This window comes from Streptomyces sp. Z423-1, from assembly GCF_013009255.1.
GTDB classification, from domain to species: Bacteria; Actinomycetota; Actinomycetes; order Streptomycetales; family Streptomycetaceae; genus Streptomyces; species Streptomyces gossypiisoli.
In genome coordinates this window covers 1,158,578-1,180,996 of sequence record NZ_CP053109.1, presented here as the reverse complement: position 1 = coordinate 1,180,996, position 22,419 = coordinate 1,158,578, and the positions used below count along the sequence as shown (strand labels likewise).

Genomic DNA, 22,419 nt, shown 5'->3' with positions numbered 1-22,419 from the left:
CCGGTTCGTCCTGCGCGGAGCGTCAGGTCACCGTGCAGGAGGTTTCACCGAGCTGGAAGGCCGTCGGTTTGCCGTTCACGCCCGACCAGCTCCCCGTGAAGCCGAAGCTCACCGACGAACCGGGCGCCACGTTGGCGTTCCAGCCGACGTTCCGCACCGTCACGGCCGCTCCGGACTGCGTGAAGTCGGCGTTCCACAGCTGCGAGACCTTCTGCCCGTCCGCGAAGGACCAGCCGAGTGACCAGCCACTCCAGCCGCTCGATCCCGAGTTGGTGAGCTGCACGTCCGCCTGGAAACCGCCCGACCACTGGTTGGTGACCTTGTACGTCACCGTGCACGCGCCGGTCGGCGTCGGCGTGGGGTCGGTGCCGCCGCCGCTGTCGGAGGTGTCGCCGTAGATGATCCCGCGCCCGTTGGTCGCCACGTACACCCGCCCGTACACCCGTGGGTCACCCGTGATCGCCGCCCCGGTCCAACCCCACTGGTGGGCGTCGTCGTTGATACGGGTCCAGGTCGCGCCCTGGTCGGTCGACCGGAAGATGCCCCGGACACCGTCGATCTTCGCGCTGGTGTAGAGCGTCTGGTACGAGGCTCCCGGCGCCGCCTTGCCGAAGCCGACGGTGTCGGCCTGCTCGACGTTCGACAGCTTGGTGAAGCTCGCCCCGCCGTCGGTGGACCGCCACAGTCCGTACGCCCCGTCCGGCGCGCCGCCCGCCAGCCAGATGTCGCCCTCGGCACCGGGCAGCGCCTTGAAGCGGACGCTGTCACCGCTGGGCAGACCACTGGCGGCCGACGCCGTGAAGGTCGCGCCGCCGTCCGTGCTGACGTAGAACTTCCCGGACTTGAAGCCGTAGAAGGTGTTCGAGTCCACCCGGTCCGACTCGACGATCGCGCCCGCCGGGATACCGCTGGACGCGGCCCACGACGAGCCGAAACCGGTCGCGTAGTGCACACCCGCGCCCTCGGGGCTCCACACGAACCGGCTCCCGTCGGCCGCCGCCGCGACCGTCCCGCCCCCGCTCACGCCCGAAGGGTCCGTCCCGGCGAACCAGTTGGCCCCGTTGTCCGTCGAGAAGGCGATGTGCGGCCCGGAGTCCAGATTGCCGACCCGTACGACCGTGTCGGCATTGGCCTCGGCGAAGTCCAGGCTCGTCGTCGACGTGAAGTTCGGCTGCGTGTACATCAGCGGCGGGACCTTGGTGAGGTCCGTGTGCCGGAAGCCGCCGATGTCACCGAGGGCGCTGAGCAGCGGGGCGCCCGACGGGGGAGAGGCGAGGTCGAGGACCGCCGTCTCCTCCAGGCCCTGCACCATCGGTTTGATGGTGAAGGTGCTGCCACTGTCCCAGTTCGTGAGGTTCTCGGTGCCGTAGATCGTCGCACCCGTGCCGTACATCATGCGGTCGGAGTCGAACGGGTCGATCTCCAGTGCCTCGGTCATCCAGCCGAGCTTCGGCGTCTGTTCCGGCGGTGAGGGGTTCGCGCCCCAGGTCAGCCACGGGGAGGACGAGACGTCCATCGTGTAGCGGTTCGAACGGTTGGGGTACGACGTGTAGTCCCAGGCCCTGGTCCAGGTGCCGCCGCTGTCGGTGGAGCGGAAGATCTGGGTGTCCGGCCACCAGGAGCTGTACGCCGTCGCCATCACCGTGCCCGGGTTCTGCCGGTCGACGGTCAGGCCGCTGAAGCCGTAGTAGGTGTCGGCCTCCGCGACCGGGCTGATGTCCGTCCAGTCGCCGGTCGCGGTGGCGTACCGCCAGAGCAGGCCCTTGCCGCCGTCGTAGGGGCCGCCCTTGTCGCTGTAGGCGAGATACAGGTAACCGTTCTCGGCGTCCAGGACGCCCTTGTGCGCGAGGTACCCGGTCGGCTGCCCGGCGAGCCGCTGCCAGCTCGCGCCCGCGTCCGTCGAGCGGTACACGGCGTTGTCCTTGTCGGCGACGCCGACGTAGATGGTCCGGGTGGCGTTGCCCGCCGTACCGGTCGACTCGTCGAAGGTGACCCAGGCGATGCCCTGGTTGTCGGACGCGTAACCGCTGGTGTCCCCCGGGTCCTGCACGTAGTTCCCGGGGTTGGGGAAGCTCGTGACCTGCGACCAGGTCACCCCCGAGTCCGTCGACCGCCACAATCCCTTCCCGCTGGGCGCGCCCAGGTACAGCACACTGTTCCGGTTGGGGTCGATCGCGAGGCGCTCACCCATGCCCCGGCCGGGCATGTTGCCGCCCAGCTTGAACGGCAGGTCGGCCTTCTGCCAGCTGGCACCCCGGTCCGAGGAGCGCAGCACCGCTCCGTTCCCGGGGTCCCAGCTGTTGGTGTACGTGCCGACGGCCGCGTACACCTTGTCCGGATCGACGGAGTCGGACGCGAGACTCACCACGCCCGTGTGCCCCCAGTCGTCCCAGCCGACGTGATCCAGCAGCGGCGTCCAGGTCTTCGACGCCTCGACCCAGCGATAGGCGCCGCCGATGTCCGTACGGGCGTAGGCGAGGTTCTTCTCGGTGTGGTTGAAGACGATGCCCGGGACGAATCCGCCACCGTCGATGCGGGCGTTCTTCCAGGTATAGGTGTCGGCGGATACGGCGACCTTTTCACTGTCAGCCGCAAGTGCGGGCGGACCGCCCGCGAGAAGCCCGGCCGCGAGCGCAAGCACGGCCGTGAGGATACGGGTTCTGCGCAAGGTGGGGTCCCTTCTTCAAAAGGGGGTGGGGGACAACGCCCTAAAGGGGCGCGGGGCTGTTTCGATATGCGGCTCCGCCGCGTGGGCGCGACCAGCCACACACAACCCGCAGTCGCCGCAATACCCGCGCCCCCCGAATCGCTCCGCGGAACCGCTACTCCAGCAACTCCGCATAAGAGCCCATGGCCAGCGCAATGTCCGCCTGAGCCCAGAACCGGTGGTACGTGAACGAGGGCGCCGCACCACCCGCCAGATAACTCTCGATCTTCGACCACGCAGGATCGTCCTCATAGAACGACCTGATCGAAGCGAACGTCGACGACGAGTTGATCGCGTCCCCGTTCGGCATCACGCCGCTCCACCCGCTCGGCACGTACACGGCGTCGTCGAACCGGTTGTAGTCGGCCCGAGTCTCCGGCACGGCGATACCGAGCGCGTCCTGGTGGTTGTCCCACATACCGTCGAGCAGCGCCTTCGCCGTCGCCGCCGCCTCGGTGTCACCGGAGCGGTCGGCGTAGTACGTCAGGGTCTTGGCGTACGCGGCCGCCACACCGACGTCGTTGGTGTAGTCGGCGACGGTGACGTGCAGCCCGTTGTTGGCGCCCGGGTTTGCCGCGTTCCAGGTGTCGGGCTGGCCCGACCACTGGAGGGTGGACGGGATCAGATAGGTGCCGTCCGGGTTGACGGTCGTCTCCGACAGCGCCCAGTCGACCCACTTGTCCAGGACCGCCTTGGCGTCCGCGTCACCCGACTGCTGGTAGTACTCGGCGACGCGTTCCATCGACCACGCCTGGAAGCCGAACCACTGGTTGGACGGCGGGTCGTGGTAGACGGGCTTGTCGTCGTAGTACATCCCGTAGAAGGTCGACTTGTCGGCCGGCGGGGTGGCGTACCGCCCCTGCCAGCTGTTCGTCGCCCCGCCCGCGATGGCGCCCTCCGCCGACTGCAGCCAGCGGTAGAACTCCACCTGCCGGTCCAGCGACTTGGCCCAGTCGGCCTGCCCGGTCGCCGACTTGGGCTTCAGGTCGGGATACGTGCTGAGCACATACGCGGCCATCGGGTTCTGGTAGCCGCCGTGCGCGTGGCTGGAGCCGATGCGCCAGGCCCAGCCCGCCGAGGTGTCGGTGGCGCCGCCCCAGGCGTAGTACCAGGACAGCAGGTAGTGCGAGGAGTCCTTGCCGGTGCCGGCCGGGCAGGCCGAGGCCCCCACACAGTTGCCGATCTTCTTGAAGTACTTGTCGTACATGGCGTAGCGCAGGTAGTCGCCCATCTTCGCGGCCTTGGCGACGGTCGCGGAGACCTCGCCGCCCTTGCCCTGCTCCTCGGCCCACAGGTCCGCCCAGTAGGCGGCCTGCACCGCACGCGCGTCGGCGTCCGGGGCGTTGGTGAACTTCCACTGCTTGGCGTAGGAGGCGTCACCGGTGAAGAGGTCCAGGTACCCGTTCGGGCCGCCGTACTTGAAGGCGTCGCAGGTCGGCTGCGGGATGGTCTCCCACACCGACTCCTGCGGGCCGCGCTGGAAGGTGTTGATGTACGACGGACCGGTGTCCGCCGGGCCCGCCTCGCACTTGCCGGGCGAGTTGCCGTACCCGTAGACGTTGTCGACGTCCTGCAGCCAGTGCATGCCGTAGACGTCGTCGGTGCCGTACGCGCTCTTCAGCTCGGCGGCGAGGGGATCCTGGCCGACCGAGACGCCGGTGTCGAGCTGGGCCGGGTACTGGCTCGGCAGATCGTGCTCGGGCGCGTAGGTGGCCGGCTTGGACGGGGTGTAGAAGGAGTTGGTCGGCTGGTCGGCGTGGGTCGGGATCATGTACTGCTCCATCAGATCCCAGGCGCCGTTGAAGCGGGACCAGTCGCCCGTCACCTTGCCGTACATGGCCTGCAGCCACAGCAGATAGCTGTACGCCTCCGACGTGGTCTCATGGCCGTGGTCCGGCGCCTCGACGATCAGTGTCTCCACCGAGTGGTAGGGGATGCCCTCGGGGGAGAAGTAGCCGTTCGCCGGGTCGGTGATCTTCCCGTAGAGCTCCAGGAAGCGGGCGTCGTACTCCTTGGCCGCGGCGATCTGCGTGGCCGTGACCGTGGCCTTGCCGTGCCCGGCCGCCGTCGACTCGAAGGTGGCCGCGCCGGTGCCGGAGGAGTCGGCGGTGATGGTCACCTGCTGTGCCGTGTTCCAGTTCGACGGCGTGAAGGTGAGCGAGGCGCCGCCGGTCACCGACAGGCCGGTGTTACCGCCGGTCCGCGCGGTGGTGACGGTGACGTTCGACGACGGCTGGGTCGACAGCTTCACGTCGAACGTCGCCGACTCGCCCTGCCGCACGGGCAGTTGGGCCGGGGTGGCCACCACGGCCGGGCCCGAGGCGACCGTGATGCCGACCGGAGTCGACGACGCCGACGCGCCCAGGCTGTCGTACGCCTTGGCTACCAGTGAATGACTGCCCACGGTCAAGCTGGAGACCGAGAGCGAGTACGGCGACGTGGTGTCCGTGCCGAGCAGGGTGGTGTCGTCGTAGAACTCGACCTTGGTGATGGTCGCGTCGTCGGCCGCGGCGGCGGTGGCCGCGAGCGGGACCGCACTGCCCTGCGTGTAGACCGCGCCCGGTGCCGGGCTGGTCAGCACGGTGATGGGCGGTTGGTGCGCGCCCGCGCAGGTGGTGCCGTCGACCGCGAAGGACGTGGGGGCGGTGTTGGAGCCGCTGTACGTGAACTGGGCGCCGGTCGAGACGGCGGCGCCCGCGGCGATCCGGCCGTTGTACGAGGCGTTCTGCACGGTGACCGTCGAGCCGGACTGGGACCAGGTGCCGTTCCAGCCGTTCGTCAGCTGCTGGTTGCCCGTGTAGGCGTACGTCAGGGTCCAGCCGTCGATGACGTCCGTGCCGCGGTTGGTGATCGTGAGGTCGGCCGTGAAACCGGAGCCCCAGTCGTTGGTCCTGTAGTCAACGCTGCACTGGACCGCCGCTGCCTGTGCGGGACTTGGATTCGCCACCAGCATCGACAAGGGGACCGCGAGGGCCGCCACGACGGCGGTCCACAACCGCCTCAGCCGCAGGTGGGCGCGGCGTCTGTTTCTGGGGGGCATGTGCTGGTTCCTCCTTGCCGGTTCGGGAAAGAAGTCAAGGCTTGAACCAGTGGGAGCGCTCCCATAGTGAGGACGGGGTGGTGAGGGGTCAAGGTGCTTGAAGAGTCGAAAAGATTCGACAGTCGGTGTTGAGGAAAAGTCAGCGACTCCCCTGTTCTTTGCCGTCACTTGGCGCTACCTTCGGCCTACCAGTGGGAGCGATTCCATCAGTCGACGCGTCCGTCACGACGCGCCCGAACTGCAAGGAGTCGCTCATGCGACACCCCCAGCGTTCAAGTCTTTTACTCGCCGGTGCCGCCGCGCTCGCCCTGGTGGGCACCGCGGTCGCACCGGTCGTGACGGCGTCCGGGGCCACGCCGGCCTGTGTGGTGGAGTACTCCGTCACCAGCCAGTGGGACACCGGATTCCAGGGCGGCGTGCGGATCACCAACAACGCGGCCGCGTTGACCGGCTGGAAGCTCAGCTTCGACTTCGCCGGTGGTCAGCAGGTCAGCCAGGGCTGGAACGCCAAGTGGTCCCAGTCCGGTACGACGGTGACCGCCACCAACGAGAACTGGAACGGCTCGCTCGCCACCGGCGCGAGCGTCAGCGCCGGGTTCCTCGCCTCCTGGTCCGGGAGCAACGCCGTACCGACGTCGTTCAAGCTCAACGGCACCAAGTGCAACGTCGACAGCGAGCCCACCCCGACGCCCACCGACCCGACGGATCCGACCGATCCGCCGGACCCGGGCGACGGGCCGCCCGCGCTCAGGGTGTCCGGGAACAAGCTGGTGGACGCGGCCGGCACGACCCGGCGGCTGCTGGGCGTGAACCGATCCGGCGGCGAGTTCGCGTGCGTGCAGGGCTACGGCATCTGGGACGGCCCGGTCGACGACGCGTCCGTCAAGGCGATCGCCGACTGGAACGCCAACACGGTCCGCATCCCGCTCAACGAGGAGTGCTGGCTCGGCACCTCCAACATCAAGCCCGAGTACGCCGGTGCCAACTACATCGCCGCCGTTGAGGACCTGGTGGCCAAGGTGAAGGCGCACGGCATGACGCCGATGCTCGAACTGCACTGGTCCTGGGGTCAGTACACCGGCAACTCGGCCGGCTGCGCCGACGTGCACGCCACCTGCCAGAAGCCGATGCCCAACATGCAGTACACCCCGTCCTTCTGGACGTCGGTGGCGAGCACCTTCAAGGACGATCCGACCGTCGTCTTCGACCTGTTCAACGAGCCCTACCCGGACCGCGCCACCTCCACGGCCGCGCAGGCGTGGACCTGCTGGCGCGACGGCGGCACCTGCCCCGGCATCGGCTACGAGGTGGCCGGTATGCAGGACCTGATCGACGCGATCCGGGCCACCGGCGCGGACAACGTCATCCTGGCCGGTGGGCTCGCGTACTCCAACGACCTGAGCCAGTGGCTGACGTACCGGCCCGACGACCCGGCGGACAATCTCGCCGCCGCCTGGCACGTCTACAACTTCAACGCCTGCGCGAACGAGAGCTGCTGGGACGCCACGCTCGCACCCGTCGCCGCCGAAGTGCCGCTGGTCGCGGGCGAGATCGGCGAGAACACCTGCGCGCACTCCTTCGTCGACCGCGTCATGGCGTGGTTCGACGCCCGCGCACTCTCGTACCTCGGCTGGACCTGGAACACCTGGAACTGCTCCTCCGGCCCGGCCCTGATCAGCAGTTACGACGGGACTCCCACGTCGTACGGAATCGGGCTGCGTGATCACCTGCGCGCCCTCGACGGATAACCCACCTGAGAGATGAGGAACCCGCACTCATGAGCCGTACCAGAACGAGAACGGCACTGCTCGCGGCGCTGGCGCTCGTGGCCGGTGCGACCGGGACCGCCATGGCGGCGGTGCCCGGCGACGCAGGCGCCGCCGCCGTCCCCTGCACCGTCGACTACCAGGTGCAGAACCAGTGGGACACCGGCTTCACCGTGTCCGTGACGGTCACCAACAACAGCGCCGCGAAGTCCGGTTGGTCGGTGGCGTGGTCGTACGCAGGCAACCAGCGGATCACCAACGCCTGGAACGCGAGGGTCACCCAGAGCGGGACCGCCGTCACGGCCGCCAACGAGAGCTACAACGGGACGCTGGCGACCGGCGGTTCGGTGAGCTTCGGCTTCAACGGCACCTACAGCGGCACGAACGCCCTGCCGGACACCTTCACCCTCGACGGGGTGACCTGCAACGTCGACGGCGGCGGCGGGCCGACCGACCCGCCGGACCCCGGCGGCCCGGGCACCCGGGTCGACAACCCGTACACCGGCGCCAAGGTGTACGTGAACCCCGAGTGGTCCGCGAAGGCCGCCGCCGAGCCGGGCGGCAGCCGCATCGCCGGCCAGCCGACCGGTGTGTGGCTGGACCGAATCGCCGCGATCAACGGCGTGAACGGCGGCATGGGCCTGCGGGACCACCTCGACGAGGCGCTGAGCCAGAAGGGCTCCGACGAGCTGGTCGTGCAGCTGGTCATCTACAACCTGCCCGGCCGGGACTGCGCGGCCCTCGCCTCCAACGGCGAGCTGGGCCCGACGGAGATCGACCGGTACAAGACGGAGTACATCGACCCGATCGCCGCGATCCTCGCCGACCCGAAGTACGCCTCGCTGCGGATCGTCACCACCGTCGAGATCGACTCGCTGCCGAACCTCGTCACCAACACCGGCAGCCGCCCGACGGCCACCCCGCAGTGCGATGTGATGAAGGCCAACGGCAACTACGTCAAGGGCGTCGGCTACGCGCTCAACAAGCTCGGCGACGTGCCCAACGTCTACAACTACGTCGACGCCGGCCATCACGGCTGGATCGGCTGGGACGACAACTTCGGCGCCTCGGCCAACGTCTTCAAGGAGGCGGCGACCGCCGAGGGCGCCACCGTCAATGACGTGCACGGGTTCATCACCAACACGGCGAACTACAGCGCCCTGAAGGAGGACCACTTCAGCATCAACGACAACGTCGCGGGCAAGTCGGTCCGCGAGTCGACGTGGGTGGACTGGAACCGGTACGTCGACGAGCTGTCGTTCGCGCAGGCCTTCCGCAACCAGCTGGTCTCGGTCGGCTTCAACTCCTCCATCGGCATGCTGATCGACACCTCCCGCAACGGTTGGGGCGGCAGCGCCCGGCCCGCCGGTCCGGGTGCGACGACCACCGTGGACACCTATGTCGACGGCGGCCGCTACGACCGCCGGATCCACATCGGCAACTGGTGCAACCAGTCCGGTGCCGGGCTCGGTGAACGCCCGCAGGCCGCTCCTGCCGCCGGGATCGACGCCTACGTGTGGATGAAGCCGCCGGGTGAGTCCGACGGCGCCAGCCGGGAGATCCCGAACGACGAGGGCAAGGGCTTCGACCGGATGTGCGACCCGACGTACGAGGGCAACGCCCGCAACGGCTTCAACATGTCCGGTGCGCTGCCGGACGCGCCGGTGTCCGGGCACTGGTTCTCCGCGCAGTTCCAGCAGCTGATGGCGAACGCCTACCCGCCGCTGCCCTGACCCGATCCGGTCCGCCGGGGTCAGGCGTCGAGCGGCTCCAGACCCCGGCGGATCGCGAACTCCACCGCCGAGTAGTCCCCGTCGGCCCGCTCCAGCCGGAGCTGCTCGGCGGGGTGCAGCGGCGGCTGCGCCATGAAGCGGGGGCGCGTGCCGTGATGCGGCTGGGCGGCATGGACCAGGAACGGATGACAGAGGTAGACGTCACCGGGACGGCCGGTGGCGTACGCGAGCGGGCGGTGCGCGGAGACCGCGTCCACCTTCGGGCCGAGCTCCAGGAAGGACGCGCCGTCCTCACCGTACGGCTCCAGGACCGGGGGTACGTCGAGATGCGAGCCGACCCTGATCCGGGTGGGGGCGTCCGCCTCGGTCACCTCGCTGAACAGGAACAGCATCAGCAGGGCCCGGTCCCTCGACCGCAGGTTGGTGTGCGGCAGTGTGGCGCCCTCCGGGGCGTAGCTGCCCTCGATGTGCCAGCCCGCGTCGTCCGGCTCCTCCTCGTGCGGGAACCGTAGCGGGAAGGTACCCAGCGAGTAGCGCGACATCCAGCGGTCGGCGCCGACCAGCGCGTCGAACGCCTCATGCAGCACCGGTGAGTTGACCGCGGCGGCGAACGGTCCCTGCGCCATGTCGTACACCCAGTGCACGGGGTCCTTCCAGGTGCCGGGGTCGGCGGGGTCGTACCCCGTCTCCCGCCACAGCAGCCGCGCGCAGTGCTCGGCGACGCGGGGCGGGAAGGCGCCCTCGATCTTCACGAACCCGTCCTCGAGGAAGCGCTCCACCAGCTCGTCGTCCATGGGGGCCATCGTGGGGGAGCGGGCCCGTTCCGGGCATCTCATTTTTCACGGCCTCGGTTTGCCGCTTCGGCAACGTCTCTTGCCCCATGCCGGTGCCCCGTCGCACGCTGGCCGCATCCGGAGGAGAGGCTGACCCCATGGCGCACGACCACCCCCACGCCCACCAGCACGAGCACCGGCACGGTCAGCACCACGACCACGCCGAGATCGACTGGACCGAGATGGCCCCGCTGCTGGAGGCGGGCGCCGAGCTGTTCGCGCCCCTGTACGAGCGGGCCCTGGCCTGGCTGGCGAAGCAGCAGACCAACCCCGGCCTGGTCGTCGACGCGGGCAGCGGACCCGGCGTCGTCTCCTGTCTGCTCGCCGAGACCTTCCCGGGCGCCCGGATCGTCGCCGTCGACGGCTCCGAGCCGCTCCTCGCCCGGGCCCGCGACCGCGCCGCCCGCCTCGGCCTCGCCGACCGGTTCAGCACCCTGGCCGGTGACCTGCCCGACGTGCTCGGCGACCTCGACTACCCGGCCGACCTGCTGTGGGCCAGCCGCAGCCTGCACCACCTCGGCGACCAGCGCGCCGCCCTGGCCGCCTTCGCCGATCGGCTGGCACCCGGTGGCACGCTGGCGATCATGGAGGGCGGCCTGCCCACGCGGTTCCTGCCCCGTGACATCGGCATCGGCCGCCCGGGGCTCCAGGCCCGGCTGAACGCGGTCGAGGAGGAGTGGTTCGCGGAGATGCGCGCGGCGCTGCCCGGCACGGTCGACGAGACGGAGGACTGGCCGGCGCTGCTGACCGCGGCGGGCCTGGCCCACAACCGCACCCGCAGCTTCCTGCTCGACCTGCCCGCCCCGGCCCCCGACCGGGCTCGCGCCTACGTCTCCGCGACCCTCTCCCGCATCCGCGAGGCCCTCGGTGACCGCCTCGACGCGACCGACCGCGCCACCCTCGACCGCCTCCTCGACCCCGAGGACAAGGCGAGCGTCCACCACCGCCCGGACCTCTTCCTGCTGGCGGCGCAGACGGTGCATACGGCGAGCAGGGCGCTCTGAGGTGACGTGCCTCAGCAGCGCCCCGGCCGCGCGTACACCGCGATTCGCGCCCCCTGCACCCGCCACACCCGGCACTCCTCGAAGTACACGTCGAGCAGCCGTCGTTTGACCAGCTCCGGCTCGGTCCGGTCCAGCGGCTGCCCGGCCGGATCGCGTACGGCGACGATACGCGGGGTCGCCAGGATCCGGACGCGGAGGACGGACGCGGGCACCTCCGTGCCGTACAGCGTGTGCGAGTCGGCCGGGGTGCCGTCCAGGGCGATGTCCCGCAGCCCGCGCACGGCCGTCGGGTCCGGCAGCGACCACACCCGCCGCCGCGCCGGGAGATAGAGGATGCCGTCGGCGTCCCGGCCGGCCTCGCGGACCGCCTGTGCGATGGCGGTGACGTCGTCGGTGCGGCTGGCGGGCGTGCGCAGCTGCGCCGCGTAGGGCAGCAGCGCGAGGGCGGCGGCTCCGGCCGCGAACAGCGCGGTGGCCCGGGCCCGGCCCAGCCGGTCCAGCGCGGCGCCGATCAGCAGGGCCGTCCCGGCATGGCCGTAGAGCACATAGCGGTCCACGTACAGCGGCTTGACCAGCGACGCCAGCATCAGCAGCAGCGCGGGCAGCGCCAGCAGGGCCAGGGCCGGCACCGGCAGCCGTACCGGCCCACCACCTCCGCGCAGTAGCACGGCGCAGCCCACGCCGAGCACCACCACCCCGGCGAAGCTCGCGACGGCACCCGCCCCGGGGCCGCCGATCCACGCCACCTGGGCCGACTGGCCCGCGCTGAACACGGCGAGCGGCGCGACCCCGGCGCAGACCGGCACGGCGGCCCCTATCCAGGCCCGGCGCCGCCCGGCGGGCACGGCCACGGCGTGCGCCACGAGGGCCAGTACGGCGAACTCGTGCAGCAGGCACGCGCCCAGCAGCACCGCCCCGTACCCGGCCCAGGCCCGGCGGGTCCCGGTCGTCACGGCCCGGACGAGGAGATACGTCGCCCAGACCACCAGCGCGCACACCAGCGCGTACGAGCGCCCCTCCTGCGCATACCGCTGCACCGGCGGCAGTAGCGCGAGCACCACCCCGGACAGCAGCCCGGCGCGCGGCCCCGCGAGGCGGCGGCCGAGCAGGGCCAGCGTGCCGCAGGCGGCGGCGGTCGCCAGGACCGACGGCAGCCGGAGCACCAGCAGCGGATCCGCGTCGCCGAAGAGCCGGAACAGGCCGTGCATCAGCAGGTAGTACAGGCCGTGCACGGCATCGGCCTCGGCGAGCGTCGACCACAGCCCGGACAGTTCGCGCCGGGCCATGTCGTACGTGACCGCCTCGTCCCGCCACATGCTGCCGCCGCGCCGTACGCCCCACAGCCCCAGGGCGAGGGACACGGCGACGGGGACGAGGACGACGGCGTACCCGCGCGTACGGGGCGGGGGCTCGTGAGCCGGTGTGAGGGTGACGGGCCGTGAGGACTGGACGGTGACGATGACGGACTCCGGTGCGTGCGGAACGGAACGGGGGACTGCGCACCGTCGAGTCCAGGCGCCGGCGGATTGATGGGCAGCCCCCGTCCGGAGCGCCAATCAATCGCCGTGGGTGGGTTGTTAGCGTGGGAACGGCAGGTGAACAGGGGGGAGCCGGGTATGGGGCGACGGGAGAAGCCGTTGGATCCCGCGGCGGGGGTGGTCCAGTCCTTCGCCCACGCACTGCGCAAGCTGCGCGCCGAGGCGGGCGCGCCGACCTACCGCGTGATGGCCCGGCGCGCCGGTTACTCGGGCCCGACCCTCTCCGCCGCCGCGGCCGGGGAACGGCTGCCCACGCTGCCCGTGCTCAGGGCGTACGTCACCGCGTGCGGCGGCGACCCCGAGGAGTGGACGCGCCGCTGGCACGAGGCCGTCGCCGAGTCGGCCGAGCCGGCCGGGCAGGACGACGCCGGCAGCCCCTACCCGGGACTCGCCCGGTTCGACACCGCCGACCGAGACCACTTCCACGGCCGCGCCGAGCTGGTCGCCGAACTGCTCGAACTCACCGCCCGCCGACGGGTCTCGGCGGTGGTCGGCGCCTCCGGCAGCGGCAAGTCGTCCCTGCTGCGGGCCGGTCTGATCCCCGCCGTGCGGGAGACGGACGCCCCGGGGCCGCCGATCCCCGCCGTGCGGGAGACGGACGCCCCGGGGCCGCCGATCCCCGCCCTGCGGGAGGCTGACGCCCCGGCGCAGCGCCCCGCCGCCATCCGCGTCCTCACCCCCGGTGCCCACCCCGACCGCACCCACGCCGCCCTCTTCACCCCGCACCCGGGGCCCGGCGACACCCTCCTCGTCGTCGACCAGTTCGAGGAGGTCTTCGCCCTGTGCGCCGACGCGGCCGAACGCGAGCGGTTCGTACGGCGGTTGCTCACGGCCCTGGACCCGGCGCACCGGCTGCGCGTCGTGCTCGCCGTCCGCGCCGACTTCTACGGCCGCTGCGCCGACCACGGCCCGCTCGCCGACGCCCTGCGCGACTCCACCCTCCTCGTCGGGCCGATGGCACCGGCGCAGCTGCGCGAGGCCGTCGTCCGGCCGGCCGCCGCCCGGCGCCTGGTCGTCGAACGCGCCCTGACGGCCCGGATCGTCGCCGACGTGGCCGGTGAACCCGGCGGTCTGCCGCTGATGGCCCACGCCCTGCGCGAGGTCTGGCGGCGGCGCACCGGCAAGACGCTCACCCTCGCCGCGTACGAGTCCGTCGGCGGGGTCCGGGGCGCCGTCGCGCACACCGCCGAGGCGCTCCACGCCGACTGCGCCCCCGCCGAGCAGGCCGCCGTCCGGGCCCTGCTGCTGCGCCTGGTGAACCCCGGCGACGGCACCGCCGACACCCGGCGGCCCGTCGACCGCGCGGAACTCGGCTCCGACCCGCTGACCGCGCAGGCCCTCGAACGTCTCGTCCGCGCCCGCCTGCTGACCGTCGACGGCGACACCGTCGACCTCGCCCACGAGGCCCTCATCGCCGCCTGGCCCCGGCTGCGCGGCTGGGTGGAGGACAACCGGGAACGGCTCCGCGCCCATCGCCGCCTCACCCAGGCGGCCCGCGCCTGGGCCGAGTTGGCGCGCGACGAGGGTGCCCTGTACCGAGGGGTACGGCTGACCGAGGCGCGGGAGCTGTTCGGCGGCGCGGCCGGTGAACTGACCGCGCCGGAGCGGGACTTCCTCGCCGCGAGTGTCGAGGCGCACGAGCGCGGGCTGCGGGCGGCGGCCCGGGCCACGCGTCGGCTGCGGGCGCTGACCGGCGGGCTCGCCGCGCTGCTGTGCCTCGCCGTGCTGGCCGGTGCCGTCGCCTGGCGGCAGGGCGAGGTGAGCGCGCAGCGCCGCGACGAGGCCGAGGCCCGCCGGGTCGCCGCCCTCTCCGACACCCTCCGGGCCACCGAGCCGCGCACCGCCATGCGGCTCGCCCTCGCCGCCTGGCACACCGCCGACCTGCCGGAGACCCGGCAGGCGCTGCGCACGGCGGCGGCACAGAGCGAGCGGGACGCCTTCACCCTGCCCGAGGACGGTGGCCGCGCGGTGAACGCGCCCGCCTGGCTCAGCCGGGACGGCCGGGTACTGACGTCGGTGGCGCACGACAGGGCCGTGCAGTGGGACGTGCCGGGGCACCGCCGCCTGCGGACCGACCAGCGGCGCGGCCTGTCGGCGGGCGTCGTCGACGTCAGCGCCGACGGGAGGCAGGTGGCGTACTGGGGCCCGGGCCGCCGCGAGCTGCTGATCGGCGACCTCGCTCGCGGCGGCACACGCCCGCTCACCGCCGGTCCGGCGACCGACACGGACGGCGCGTTCGGACCGAGCGGACACACCTTCGTCGTACGGCGGCTGCTGCACGACCGGCCGGACGCACGGTCGGTGGTGGAGGTGTGGGACATCCGCCGGAACCGCCTCCTCATACGCCACACCCGGCCCGAGGACGGCGGCCCCCTGCCCTTGCTGAGCCACGACGACCGCCGTCTGGCCTGGTGCACGGACACCGACAGCCGCCTGCACGTCCTCGACGTCACGACGGCCCGCCCGGTCCCCACCCGGATGCCCCGGGCGACCGAACGGGCCCTGTGCCAGGCGGAGGAGCTGACCCTTACCCCGGACGGCCGTGCCGTCGCCGCCGCGACCGCCGACGGCGTCGTGACCTGGGACGTCGGCTCGGGTAGGGAACGGCCCCGGCTGCCGGTGGCGGGCGGCGCGCTCGCGGTGGACTTCTCCGGCGCCTACGCCCTCACCTGGAGCAGCGGAGCGCTCTCCCTGTGGCGCACCGACACCCCGCCACCCGCCGACGGCGGGCCGCGTGAGCCGCTTCTCACCCACCCGGTGGCCGCGTCCGCGATCGGCGACATCCGCCTCGACGCCGCCGCCGGTGCGCTGCGCTACCGGGAGAGCGGACGCACCAGCACCGTCCGCACCCTCTCGCTGCACGGACTGACCGGCGAGGCCTGGCACACCGCACCGGCGACCGCCGCCACCCGCACCGACACGGTGGCCGCCGACCCCGCCCGCCGCGTCGCCCTGACCTCCGAAGGCACCCTCCGCGACCTCGCCACCGGCGGGGAACGCGACGCGGTCACCGGCGAGGACTACCTCGTCGCCGGTGACTTCAGCCCCGACGGCCGCCGCCTCGCCGTCTCGGACACCCACGGCCGCGTCACGCTGTGGGACACCCGGACCTGGCGCAGGATCGCCGTCCTGCGCGCGGTGGACCCGTCGACCGACCGGCCGGTGCTGGCGTTCTCGGCCGACGGCGCGCTGCTCGCCGTGACCGCGTCCGACGGATCGGTACGGGTGTGGGAGACGGCGTCACCGGGGCTGCCTGCCGCCGTACTGCCGGTCGGGGACGGGCCCGTGCTGAGGCTCGAGTTCACCGGGAGCGGTGACCGATTGAGCATCGGTACATCCCATCTCACCGCCCGTTCACGGGAGATGAACCCCGACCGGGCCGCCGCGGTGCTGTGCGATCGGGCGGGCGGTGGGCCCACCGAGGCCGAGTGGCGGAGGCATGTGCCGTCCGCGCCGTACCGGGACGTCTGCGGTCCTTGACCTGCGACGACCGGCGACGATCTGCGACGCACGCGAAACGCCCCGGAACCGCTGTGGTTCCCGGGGCGTTTCGCATGCGGTCTCGAAGTGACGGCCTTGAGGTCAGCCCATCTCGAACGTGGCCGGGTCCGGGCCCAGGCGGCGGTCCTCGTTCAGGGCGCTGATCGCCGCGAGGTCCTCGGTGTCCAGGGCGAAGTCGAAGACGTCGATGTTCTCCCTGATCCGGGACGGCGTCACGGACTTAGGGATCACCACGTTGCCGAGCTGGAGGTGCCAGCGCAGCACGATCTGGGCGGGCGTGCGGTTGTGCTTCTGGGCGATGGCCACGATCGCCGGGACCTCCAGCAGGCCCTTGCCCGAGCCGAGCGGCGACCAGGCCTCTGTGGCGATGCCCTGCGCCGCGTGGTACTCCCGGGCGGCGTGCTGCTGCAGGTGCGGGTGCAGCTCGATCTGGTTGACGGCCGGGATGACGGACGTCTCGGCGATCAGCCGCTCAAGGTGCTCCGGCAGGAAGTTGGAGACGCCGATCGCCTTGATCCGGCCGTCGGCGTGCAGCTTCTCGAACGCCTTGTACGTGTCGACGTACTTGCCCTTCGACGGGGTCGGCCAGTGGATCAGATACAAGTCCACGTAGTCCAGGCCGAGCTTGCCGAGGGAGACGTCGAAGGCGCGGAGGGTGGAGTCGTACCCCTGGTCGCTGTTCCAGAGCTTGGTGGTGACGAAGAGCTCCTCGCGTGGGAGGCCGGAGGCGGCGATGGCCTTGCCGGTGCCCTCTTCGTTGCCGTAGATCGCCGCTGTGTCGATGCTGCGGTACCCGGCCTCCAGCGCCGTGGCCACCGCCTGCTCCGCCTCGTCGTCCGGCACCTGCCAGACGCCGAAGCCCAGCTGGGGCATCTCGACGCCGTTGTTGAGGATGATCGGGGGGACCTTGCTGCTCACGAGCTCTTGATCCTTCGGTTGTCGTCAGGTGGTACTCCTATCGTCAACGATCACGGGCCCGGATGCATTCCTGACCGGAAAACGGGCCGGAAGCGGCCTCACGTCCGGTACAGCGCGTCGACCTCCTTGGCGTAGGCGTTCTCGATCGCCTTCCGCTTCAGCTTCAGCGACGGCGTGAGCAGCCCCTGCTCCTCGGTGAACGGCTGCGCCAGGATGCGGAACGTGCGGATCGACTCGGCCTGCGAGACGAGCGTGTTCGCGGCGACCACCGCCCGCCGCACCTCCGTCTCCAGGTCCGGGTCGCGCACCAGCTCGGCGGGGGTGAGCCGGGGCTTGTTGCGCATCTGCAGCCAGTGCTCGACGGCCTCCTGGTCGAGGGTGACCAGGGCGGCGACATAGGGGCGGTCGTTGCCGACGAGGATGCACTGGGCGACCAGCGGGTGGTCCCGTACGCGTTCCTCCAGCAGCCCCGGCGCCACGCTCTTGCCGCCCGATGTGACCAGGATCTCCTTCTTGCGGCCGGTGATGGTGAGGTAGCCGTCCTCGTCGAGCGAGCCCAGGTCACCGGTGGCCAGCCAGCCGTCGTGCAGGGTCTCGTCGGTCGCCTTGGGGTTGTTGAGGTAGCCCTGGAAGACGTTGGATCCGCGCAGCCAGATCTCGCCGTCGTCCGCGATGTGCACGGCGACACCGGGGATGGGCTGCCCGACCGTGCCGTAGCGGGTGCGCTCGGGCGGGTTGGCCGTGGCGGCCGCCGTGGACTCGGTCAGGCCGTACCCCTCGTAGATCTGCACGCCCGCGCCCGCGAAGAACAGACCGAGCCGCCGGTCCATCGCCGAGCCGCCGGACATGGCGTGCCGCACCCGGCCGCCCATCGCCTCGCGCACCTTGGAGTAGACGAGCTTGTCGAACAGCTGGTGCTGCATGCGCAGCGTCGCCGACGGGCCGGGCCCGATGCCCCACGCCCTGGACTCCACCGCGTCCGCGTACCGCACGGCGATGTCGACGGCCTTCTCGAAGGGCCCCGCCCGGCCCTCCCGCTCGGCCTTGCGGCGGGCCGCGCTGAAGACCTTCTCGAAGATGTACGGCACGGCCAGGAAGAACGTCGGCTTGAAGGCGGCCAGGTCGGGCAGCAGGGCGGCCGCGTTGAGCTGCGGCTGGTGGCCGAAGCGGACCTTGCCGCGGATCGCGGCCACCTCCACCATCCGGCCGAACACATGCGCGAGCGGCAGAAACAGCAGGGTCGCCGCCTCGTCGCCCCTCTTCGAGTGGAACACCGGCTCCCAGCGCTCGATGACGGTGTCCGCCTCGTACATGAAGTTGCCGTGCGAGAGGACACAGCCCTTGGGGCGGCCGGTGGTGCCGGAGGTGTAGATGACCGTGGCGACCGAGTCCGGGGTGACGGCCTTGCGGTGCCGGTGCACCACCTCGTCGTCGAGGTGGGCCCCGGCGTCGTACAGCTCCTGGACGGCGCCCGAGTCGAGCTGCCACAGCCGGCGCAGTCCCGGCAGCCGGTCGATGACGGTGGCGATGGTCATCGCGTGGTCCTCGTGCTCCACGATCGCGGCCGTCACCTCCGCGTCGTACAGCATCCAGTAGCACTGCTCGGCCGAGGAGGTCGGGTAGACCGGCACCACCTGGGCGCCGATCGTCCACAGCGCGAAGTCGAACAGCGTCCACTCGTAGCGGGTGCGGGACATGAGGGCGACCCGGTCGCCGAAGCGGACGCCCTCGGCGAGCAGCCCCTTGGCGAGGGCGAGCACCTCGTCGCGGAACTCGGCGGTCGTCACGTCCCGCCAGCGCCCGGCGTCGTCCTTGCGGCCGAGCGCGATGTGCAGCGGGTCGTCCTGGGCGTGCTCGAAGACGACGTCGGCCAGACCGCCCACCGGGGGTGCCAACGCCAACGGAGGATTGGTGAACTCGCGCAAACCCGTTCCCCGCTCTCTGTGACGGCTCCCTGTGACGCCCGCACAGGCCGTGAAAGCTACCCCACGGGCAGTCGTGACGGGAGGGGTGCGGAAGCGGAGTGGGGCTCAGGTATGCGCTGGTCAGCGGGGAAAATGCGCGCACATGGGGAAGGGTCGGACAGATTCCTGACGATGGAGTAAGTTTCGGCACCGTAATCTCCACCGAATCTGTACGACCGGTCACCCTAACGCCGGTGCAGCCGGTCGCCCGCCGCCAGGATCGCCGTCGCCAGGGCGTCCGCCGGGCCCTGGGCGGTGGGGCGGCGGTGGCCGTGGACCAGGACGAAGTCGACCTGGCCGAGTTCGGGAAGGCCGAAGCGGTCCGGGACGCGGACCAGGCCCGGCGGGACGAAGCCCCGGGAGTGGGCCATCACGCCCAGGCCCGCGCGGGCGGCGGCGACCAGGCCGTTGAGGCTGCCGCTGGTGCAGGCGACGCGCCACTCGCGGCCCTGACGCTCCAGCGCCTCCAGGGCGAGGGCGCGGGTGATGCCCGGCGGGGGATAGACGATCAGCGGGACCGGGCGCTCGGGGTCGAGGCGGAGGCGTTCCGCGCCGATCCAGACCAGGCGGTCGTGCCAGACCAGTTCGCCGCGCGGGTCCTCGGGGCGCCGTTTGGCCAGGACCAGATCCAGTTTTCCGGCCGCGAGCTGCTCGTGCAGGGTGCCGGACAGTTCGACCGTGAGCTCCAGGTCGACCTCGGGGTGGTCGTGCCGGAAGCCCTCCAGGATCTCCGGGAGCCGGGTGAGCACGAAGTCCTCCGAGGCGCCGAAGCGGAGCCGGCCGCGCAGCCGGGTGCCGGTGAAGAACGCCGTGGCCTGCTCGTGCACCTCCAGGATCCGGCGCGCGAAACCGAGCATCGCCTCGCCGTCCTCCGTCAGCTCCACGGAGTGCGTGTCCCGGCTGAACAGCTGGCGTCCGGTGGCGTCCTCCAGCCGCCGTACGTGCTGGCTGACCGTCGACTGGCGCAGCCCGAGCCGCCGCGCGGCCTGCGTGAAGCTCAGCGTCTGGGCGACGGCCAGGAAGGTGCGCAGGTGGGAGGGGTCGTACACAAGCACCAGGCTATCGCGATTCGTGATGACAGTCAGAGTGGTATGCCGGATTCACGATCGAGCGGTGAGGGAGCAAGATGGAGCGGGGACCCGTGACCCGTACCGGCCCTCAGATCCAAGCCTCATGTTCAAGCCTCATGTTCAAGCAAGTGGAGCACCGTGAAACGCCTGCGTTGGCCGTCCTGGATGCCGATCGACCCGTACATCCTGCTGTTGCTCGGGACGGTGGGCCTCGCGGCGCTCCTCCCGGCCCGGGGTACGGCCGCCGACGTGGCCTCCGGCGCCTCCACCGCGGCGATCGCCTTCCTCTTCTTCCTCTACGGCGCCCGGCTGTCCACCCGTGAGGCGCTGGACGGACTCAGGCACTGGCGGCTCCACGTCACCGTGCTGGCCTGCACCTTCGTGGTCTTCCCGCTGCTCGGACTGGCCGCCCGCGGACTGGTCCCGGTGTTCCTGACCCACTCCCTGTGGACCGGCCTGCTCTTCCTCACCCTGGTCCCGTCGACCATCCAGTCGTCGATCGCGTTCACCTCGATCGCCCGCGGCAACGTGCCCGCCGCGATCTGCGCCGGCTCCTTCTCCTCCCTCGCGGGCATCGTCATCACCCCGCTGCTCGCGGCGTCGCTGCTGGGCGGCAGCGCGGGCGGGTTCAAGGCCGACTCGGTCATCAAGATCGTGCTGCAGCTGCTGGTGCCGTTCCTGGCCGGGCAGGTGCTGCGGCGCTGGATCGGCTCCTTCGTCGACCGCCACAAGAAGGGCCTCGGATACGTCGACCGCGGCTCGATCCTCCTCGTCGTGTACACCGCGTTCAGCGAGGGCATGGTCCATGGCGTCTGGCACCAGGTCAGCCCCGTCCGGCTGGCCGGGCTGCTCGGCGTGGAGGCGGTGCTGCTCGCCGTGATGCTCGCCCTGACCTGGTACGGCGCCAAGGCCCTCGGCTTCAACCGGGAGGACCGTATCGCCATCCAGTTCGCCGGGTCGAAGAAGTCGCTGGCCTCCGGGCTGCCCATGGCGAGCGTGCTGTTCGGCGCGCAGGCCTCGCTGGCCGTGCTGCCGCTGATGCTCTTCCACCAGATGCAGCTGATGGTGTGCGCGGTGATCGCCAAGCGCCGCTCCCGCGATCCGCGCGAGCAGCTCACTCCACCGGCTTCAGCCGCAGCGTCACGAACCGCGGTCGGTACCGGGCCACGTTCTGGCTGACGGCCGCCGCCGCGCCCGTGGTCTCCAGCCAGTTGACGTCGTAGCTGAGGACGAGGCCCCGGCCGCCGCCGACGGCGGGGTGCGTCTGCGGGTTGTACGCGGCCACCCCACCGGACGGCAGCGGCGGGCTGAAGCCGCGCGTCGGGCCGTGCCACGGCCCGGTGGGGGAGCAGGCCCAGTACGACGTCACCGTGCTCAGCCCGGCCGTGCCCGCCGCCATGGTGAACAGCACGTACGTGTCCCCGTCCCGCACCACTGAGAACGCGCTGCCCACCCCGGTGCGCCGCTCGTCGCCGAGCACCGCGGCCGGGCGGGTCCCGGTGACCCAGGCGGAGCCGTTCCAGTACTCCCAGGCGGCCGGATCCGCGAGCCCGCCGTCCGGCACCCGCGCCACGTACGCCGACGAGGCCGGGCGGGACACGGCCTGCCCGTCGTCGCCGCCGAAGACGTACGTCCAGCCGTCCTCGGCCACCAGCGTCGTACCGAACAGCACCCGCCGGGACGGATCCGGCACCGACTGCTGGTCGAACACCCTGGTGATGGTCTCGACCCGCAGTTCCGGCAGCGAGAGCGTGGCGACCTCGGTGGCGAGCGGCACCCCGTAGATCCACGGGGACTGGCCGGTCGCCCGCGTCCACAGCAGCACCCGCACGACCTGTTCCGCGGAGCCGGGGGAGCGCGGCTCGACCCGGGCCGCGACGGGCCAGCGCCACTGGGCGGGGGCGGGGTCGGGGAAGAGGGGCGCCGGGAGTGTCGTGCGCAGGCGGCCCCCGGACATCACCACCGCCGAGTTGCGCACCATCGGGGCGGTGCTGTCGCGCCAGGCGTACGACTCGCCGGACGGGTTGGGCGGGGGGTGCACCGGGCCGAGGAAGGTGTCGGAGAACAGCCACAGCACCCGGCCGTCCGGCAGCCTCAGCGAGTGGGTGCCGTCGCCGCCGGTCCAGTCGTCGGTGCGGCCGGCGTCGTCGCCGTAGCGGGCGAACTCGCCGGTGAGCGCGTCTGCGGCCGACCAGGAGGCGACGGTACGGCCCGTGCACACGCCGCCGCCCTCCCGGTCGCCGTCCGGGAGGGCGGTGAGCAGCACGGCCGCGAGAACCAGGGCCAGCAGCAGTCCGGCCCCGGTTCCCGTGCGCTGTCGTGCTCGTCGCTCGTCGGGCACGCTC

The 22,419-nt window shown here is 71.7% G+C and carries 13 protein-coding genes; 5 read left to right on the top strand and 8 right to left on the bottom strand.

The features are described 5' to 3' along the window. Nucleotides 1–22 precede the first annotated feature (22 nt). Entirely contained in the window at nt 23–2,668 is a 2,646-nt protein-coding gene (locus HJD23_RS05410; RefSeq protein ID WP_171109470.1) for a cellulose binding domain-containing protein, read from the bottom strand. Between the two features lie 154 nt (nt 2,669–2,822). Then, the gene (locus tag HJD23_RS05405; RefSeq protein ID WP_171109471.1) at nt 2,823–5,747 is read right to left on the bottom strand and encodes a glycoside hydrolase family 48 protein; all 2,925 of its coding nucleotides are present in this window, start codon (nt 5,745–5,747) and stop codon (nt 2,823–2,825) included. A 254-nt stretch (nt 5,748–6,001) separates the two neighbouring features. Between HJD23_RS05405 and HJD23_RS05400 the strand changes: the two genes are divergently transcribed. Together HJD23_RS05400 and HJD23_RS05395 are read left to right on the top strand one after the other, a co-directional pair. Further along, nucleotides 6,002–7,495 carry a cellulase family glycosylhydrolase gene (locus tag HJD23_RS05400; RefSeq protein WP_171109472.1) on the top strand — a complete coding sequence of 498 codons (1,494 nt, stop codon included), beginning with the start codon at nt 6,002–6,004 and terminating at the stop codon, nt 7,493–7,495. 29 nt (nt 7,496–7,524) lie between these two features. Further along, the gene (locus tag HJD23_RS05395) at nt 7,525–9,246 is read left to right on the top strand and encodes a glycoside hydrolase family 6 protein (protein WP_171109473.1); all 1,722 of its coding nucleotides are present in this window, start codon (nt 7,525–7,527) and stop codon (nt 9,244–9,246) included. Between the two features lie 20 nt (nt 9,247–9,266). Here HJD23_RS05395 and HJD23_RS05390 read toward each other — a convergent pair whose 3' ends face one another. Then, the gene (locus tag HJD23_RS05390) at nt 9,267–10,040 is read right to left on the bottom strand and encodes a phytanoyl-CoA dioxygenase family protein (RefSeq protein WP_171109474.1); all 774 of its coding nucleotides are present in this window, start codon (nt 10,038–10,040) and stop codon (nt 9,267–9,269) included. A 137-nt stretch (nt 10,041–10,177) separates the two neighbouring features. Here HJD23_RS05390 and HJD23_RS05385 point away from each other — a divergent pair, with 137 nt between their 5' ends. Further along, on the top strand, nt 10,178–11,083 hold the full coding sequence (locus HJD23_RS05385) for a class I SAM-dependent methyltransferase (RefSeq protein ID WP_171109475.1): 906 nt from the start codon (nt 10,178–10,180) through the stop codon (nt 11,081–11,083). 11 nt (nt 11,084–11,094) lie between these two features. Here HJD23_RS05385 and HJD23_RS05380 read toward each other — a convergent pair whose 3' ends face one another. Beyond that, nucleotides 11,095–12,444: a glycosyltransferase family 39 protein gene (locus HJD23_RS05380; protein WP_240980634.1), complete on the bottom strand. Its 1,350-nt coding sequence runs from the start codon at nt 12,442–12,444 to the stop codon at nt 11,095–11,097. Nucleotides 12,445–12,699: 255 nt separating this feature from the next. On the opposite strand from HJD23_RS05380, the gene HJD23_RS05375 reads away from it, so the two are divergent. Continuing rightward, nucleotides 12,700–16,101 carry a hypothetical protein gene (locus tag HJD23_RS05375; RefSeq protein ID WP_171133989.1) on the top strand — a complete coding sequence of 1,134 codons (3,402 nt, stop codon included), beginning with the start codon at nt 12,700–12,702 and terminating at the stop codon, nt 16,099–16,101. Nucleotides 16,102–16,203: 102 nt separating this feature from the next. Here the strand turns inward: HJD23_RS05375 and HJD23_RS05370 are convergent, their stop codons facing one another. The 3 genes from HJD23_RS05370 to HJD23_RS05360 form a co-directional block, all read right to left on the bottom strand. Beyond that, nucleotides 16,204–17,040: an aldo/keto reductase gene (locus HJD23_RS05370; RefSeq protein ID WP_171109477.1), complete on the bottom strand. Its 837-nt coding sequence runs from the start codon at nt 17,038–17,040 to the stop codon at nt 16,204–16,206. A gap of 98 nt (nt 17,041–17,138) precedes the next feature. Further along, entirely contained in the window at nt 17,139–18,965 is a 1,827-nt protein-coding gene (locus HJD23_RS05365; protein WP_171109478.1) for an AMP-dependent synthetase/ligase, read from the bottom strand. A gap of 224 nt (nt 18,966–19,189) precedes the next feature. Continuing rightward, nucleotides 19,190–20,053 carry a LysR substrate-binding domain-containing protein gene (locus HJD23_RS05360; RefSeq protein WP_171109479.1) on the bottom strand — a complete coding sequence of 288 codons (864 nt, stop codon included), beginning with the start codon at nt 20,051–20,053 and terminating at the stop codon, nt 19,190–19,192. Between the two features lie 186 nt (nt 20,054–20,239). On the opposite strand from HJD23_RS05360, the gene HJD23_RS05355 reads away from it, so the two are divergent. Further along, the gene (locus HJD23_RS05355; RefSeq protein WP_171111549.1) at nt 20,240–21,253 is read left to right on the top strand and encodes a bile acid:sodium symporter family protein; all 1,014 of its coding nucleotides are present in this window, start codon (nt 20,240–20,242) and stop codon (nt 21,251–21,253) included. Here HJD23_RS05355 and HJD23_RS05350 read toward each other — a convergent pair. Beyond that, a complete protein-coding gene (locus HJD23_RS05350; RefSeq protein WP_171109480.1) occupies nt 21,189–22,415 on the bottom strand; it encodes a DUF4185 domain-containing protein in 1,227 nt (408 codons plus the stop codon). The two genes, HJD23_RS05355 and HJD23_RS05350, sit on opposite strands and share 65 nt — an antisense overlap. Between the last annotated feature and the right edge of the window lie 4 nt (nt 22,416–22,419).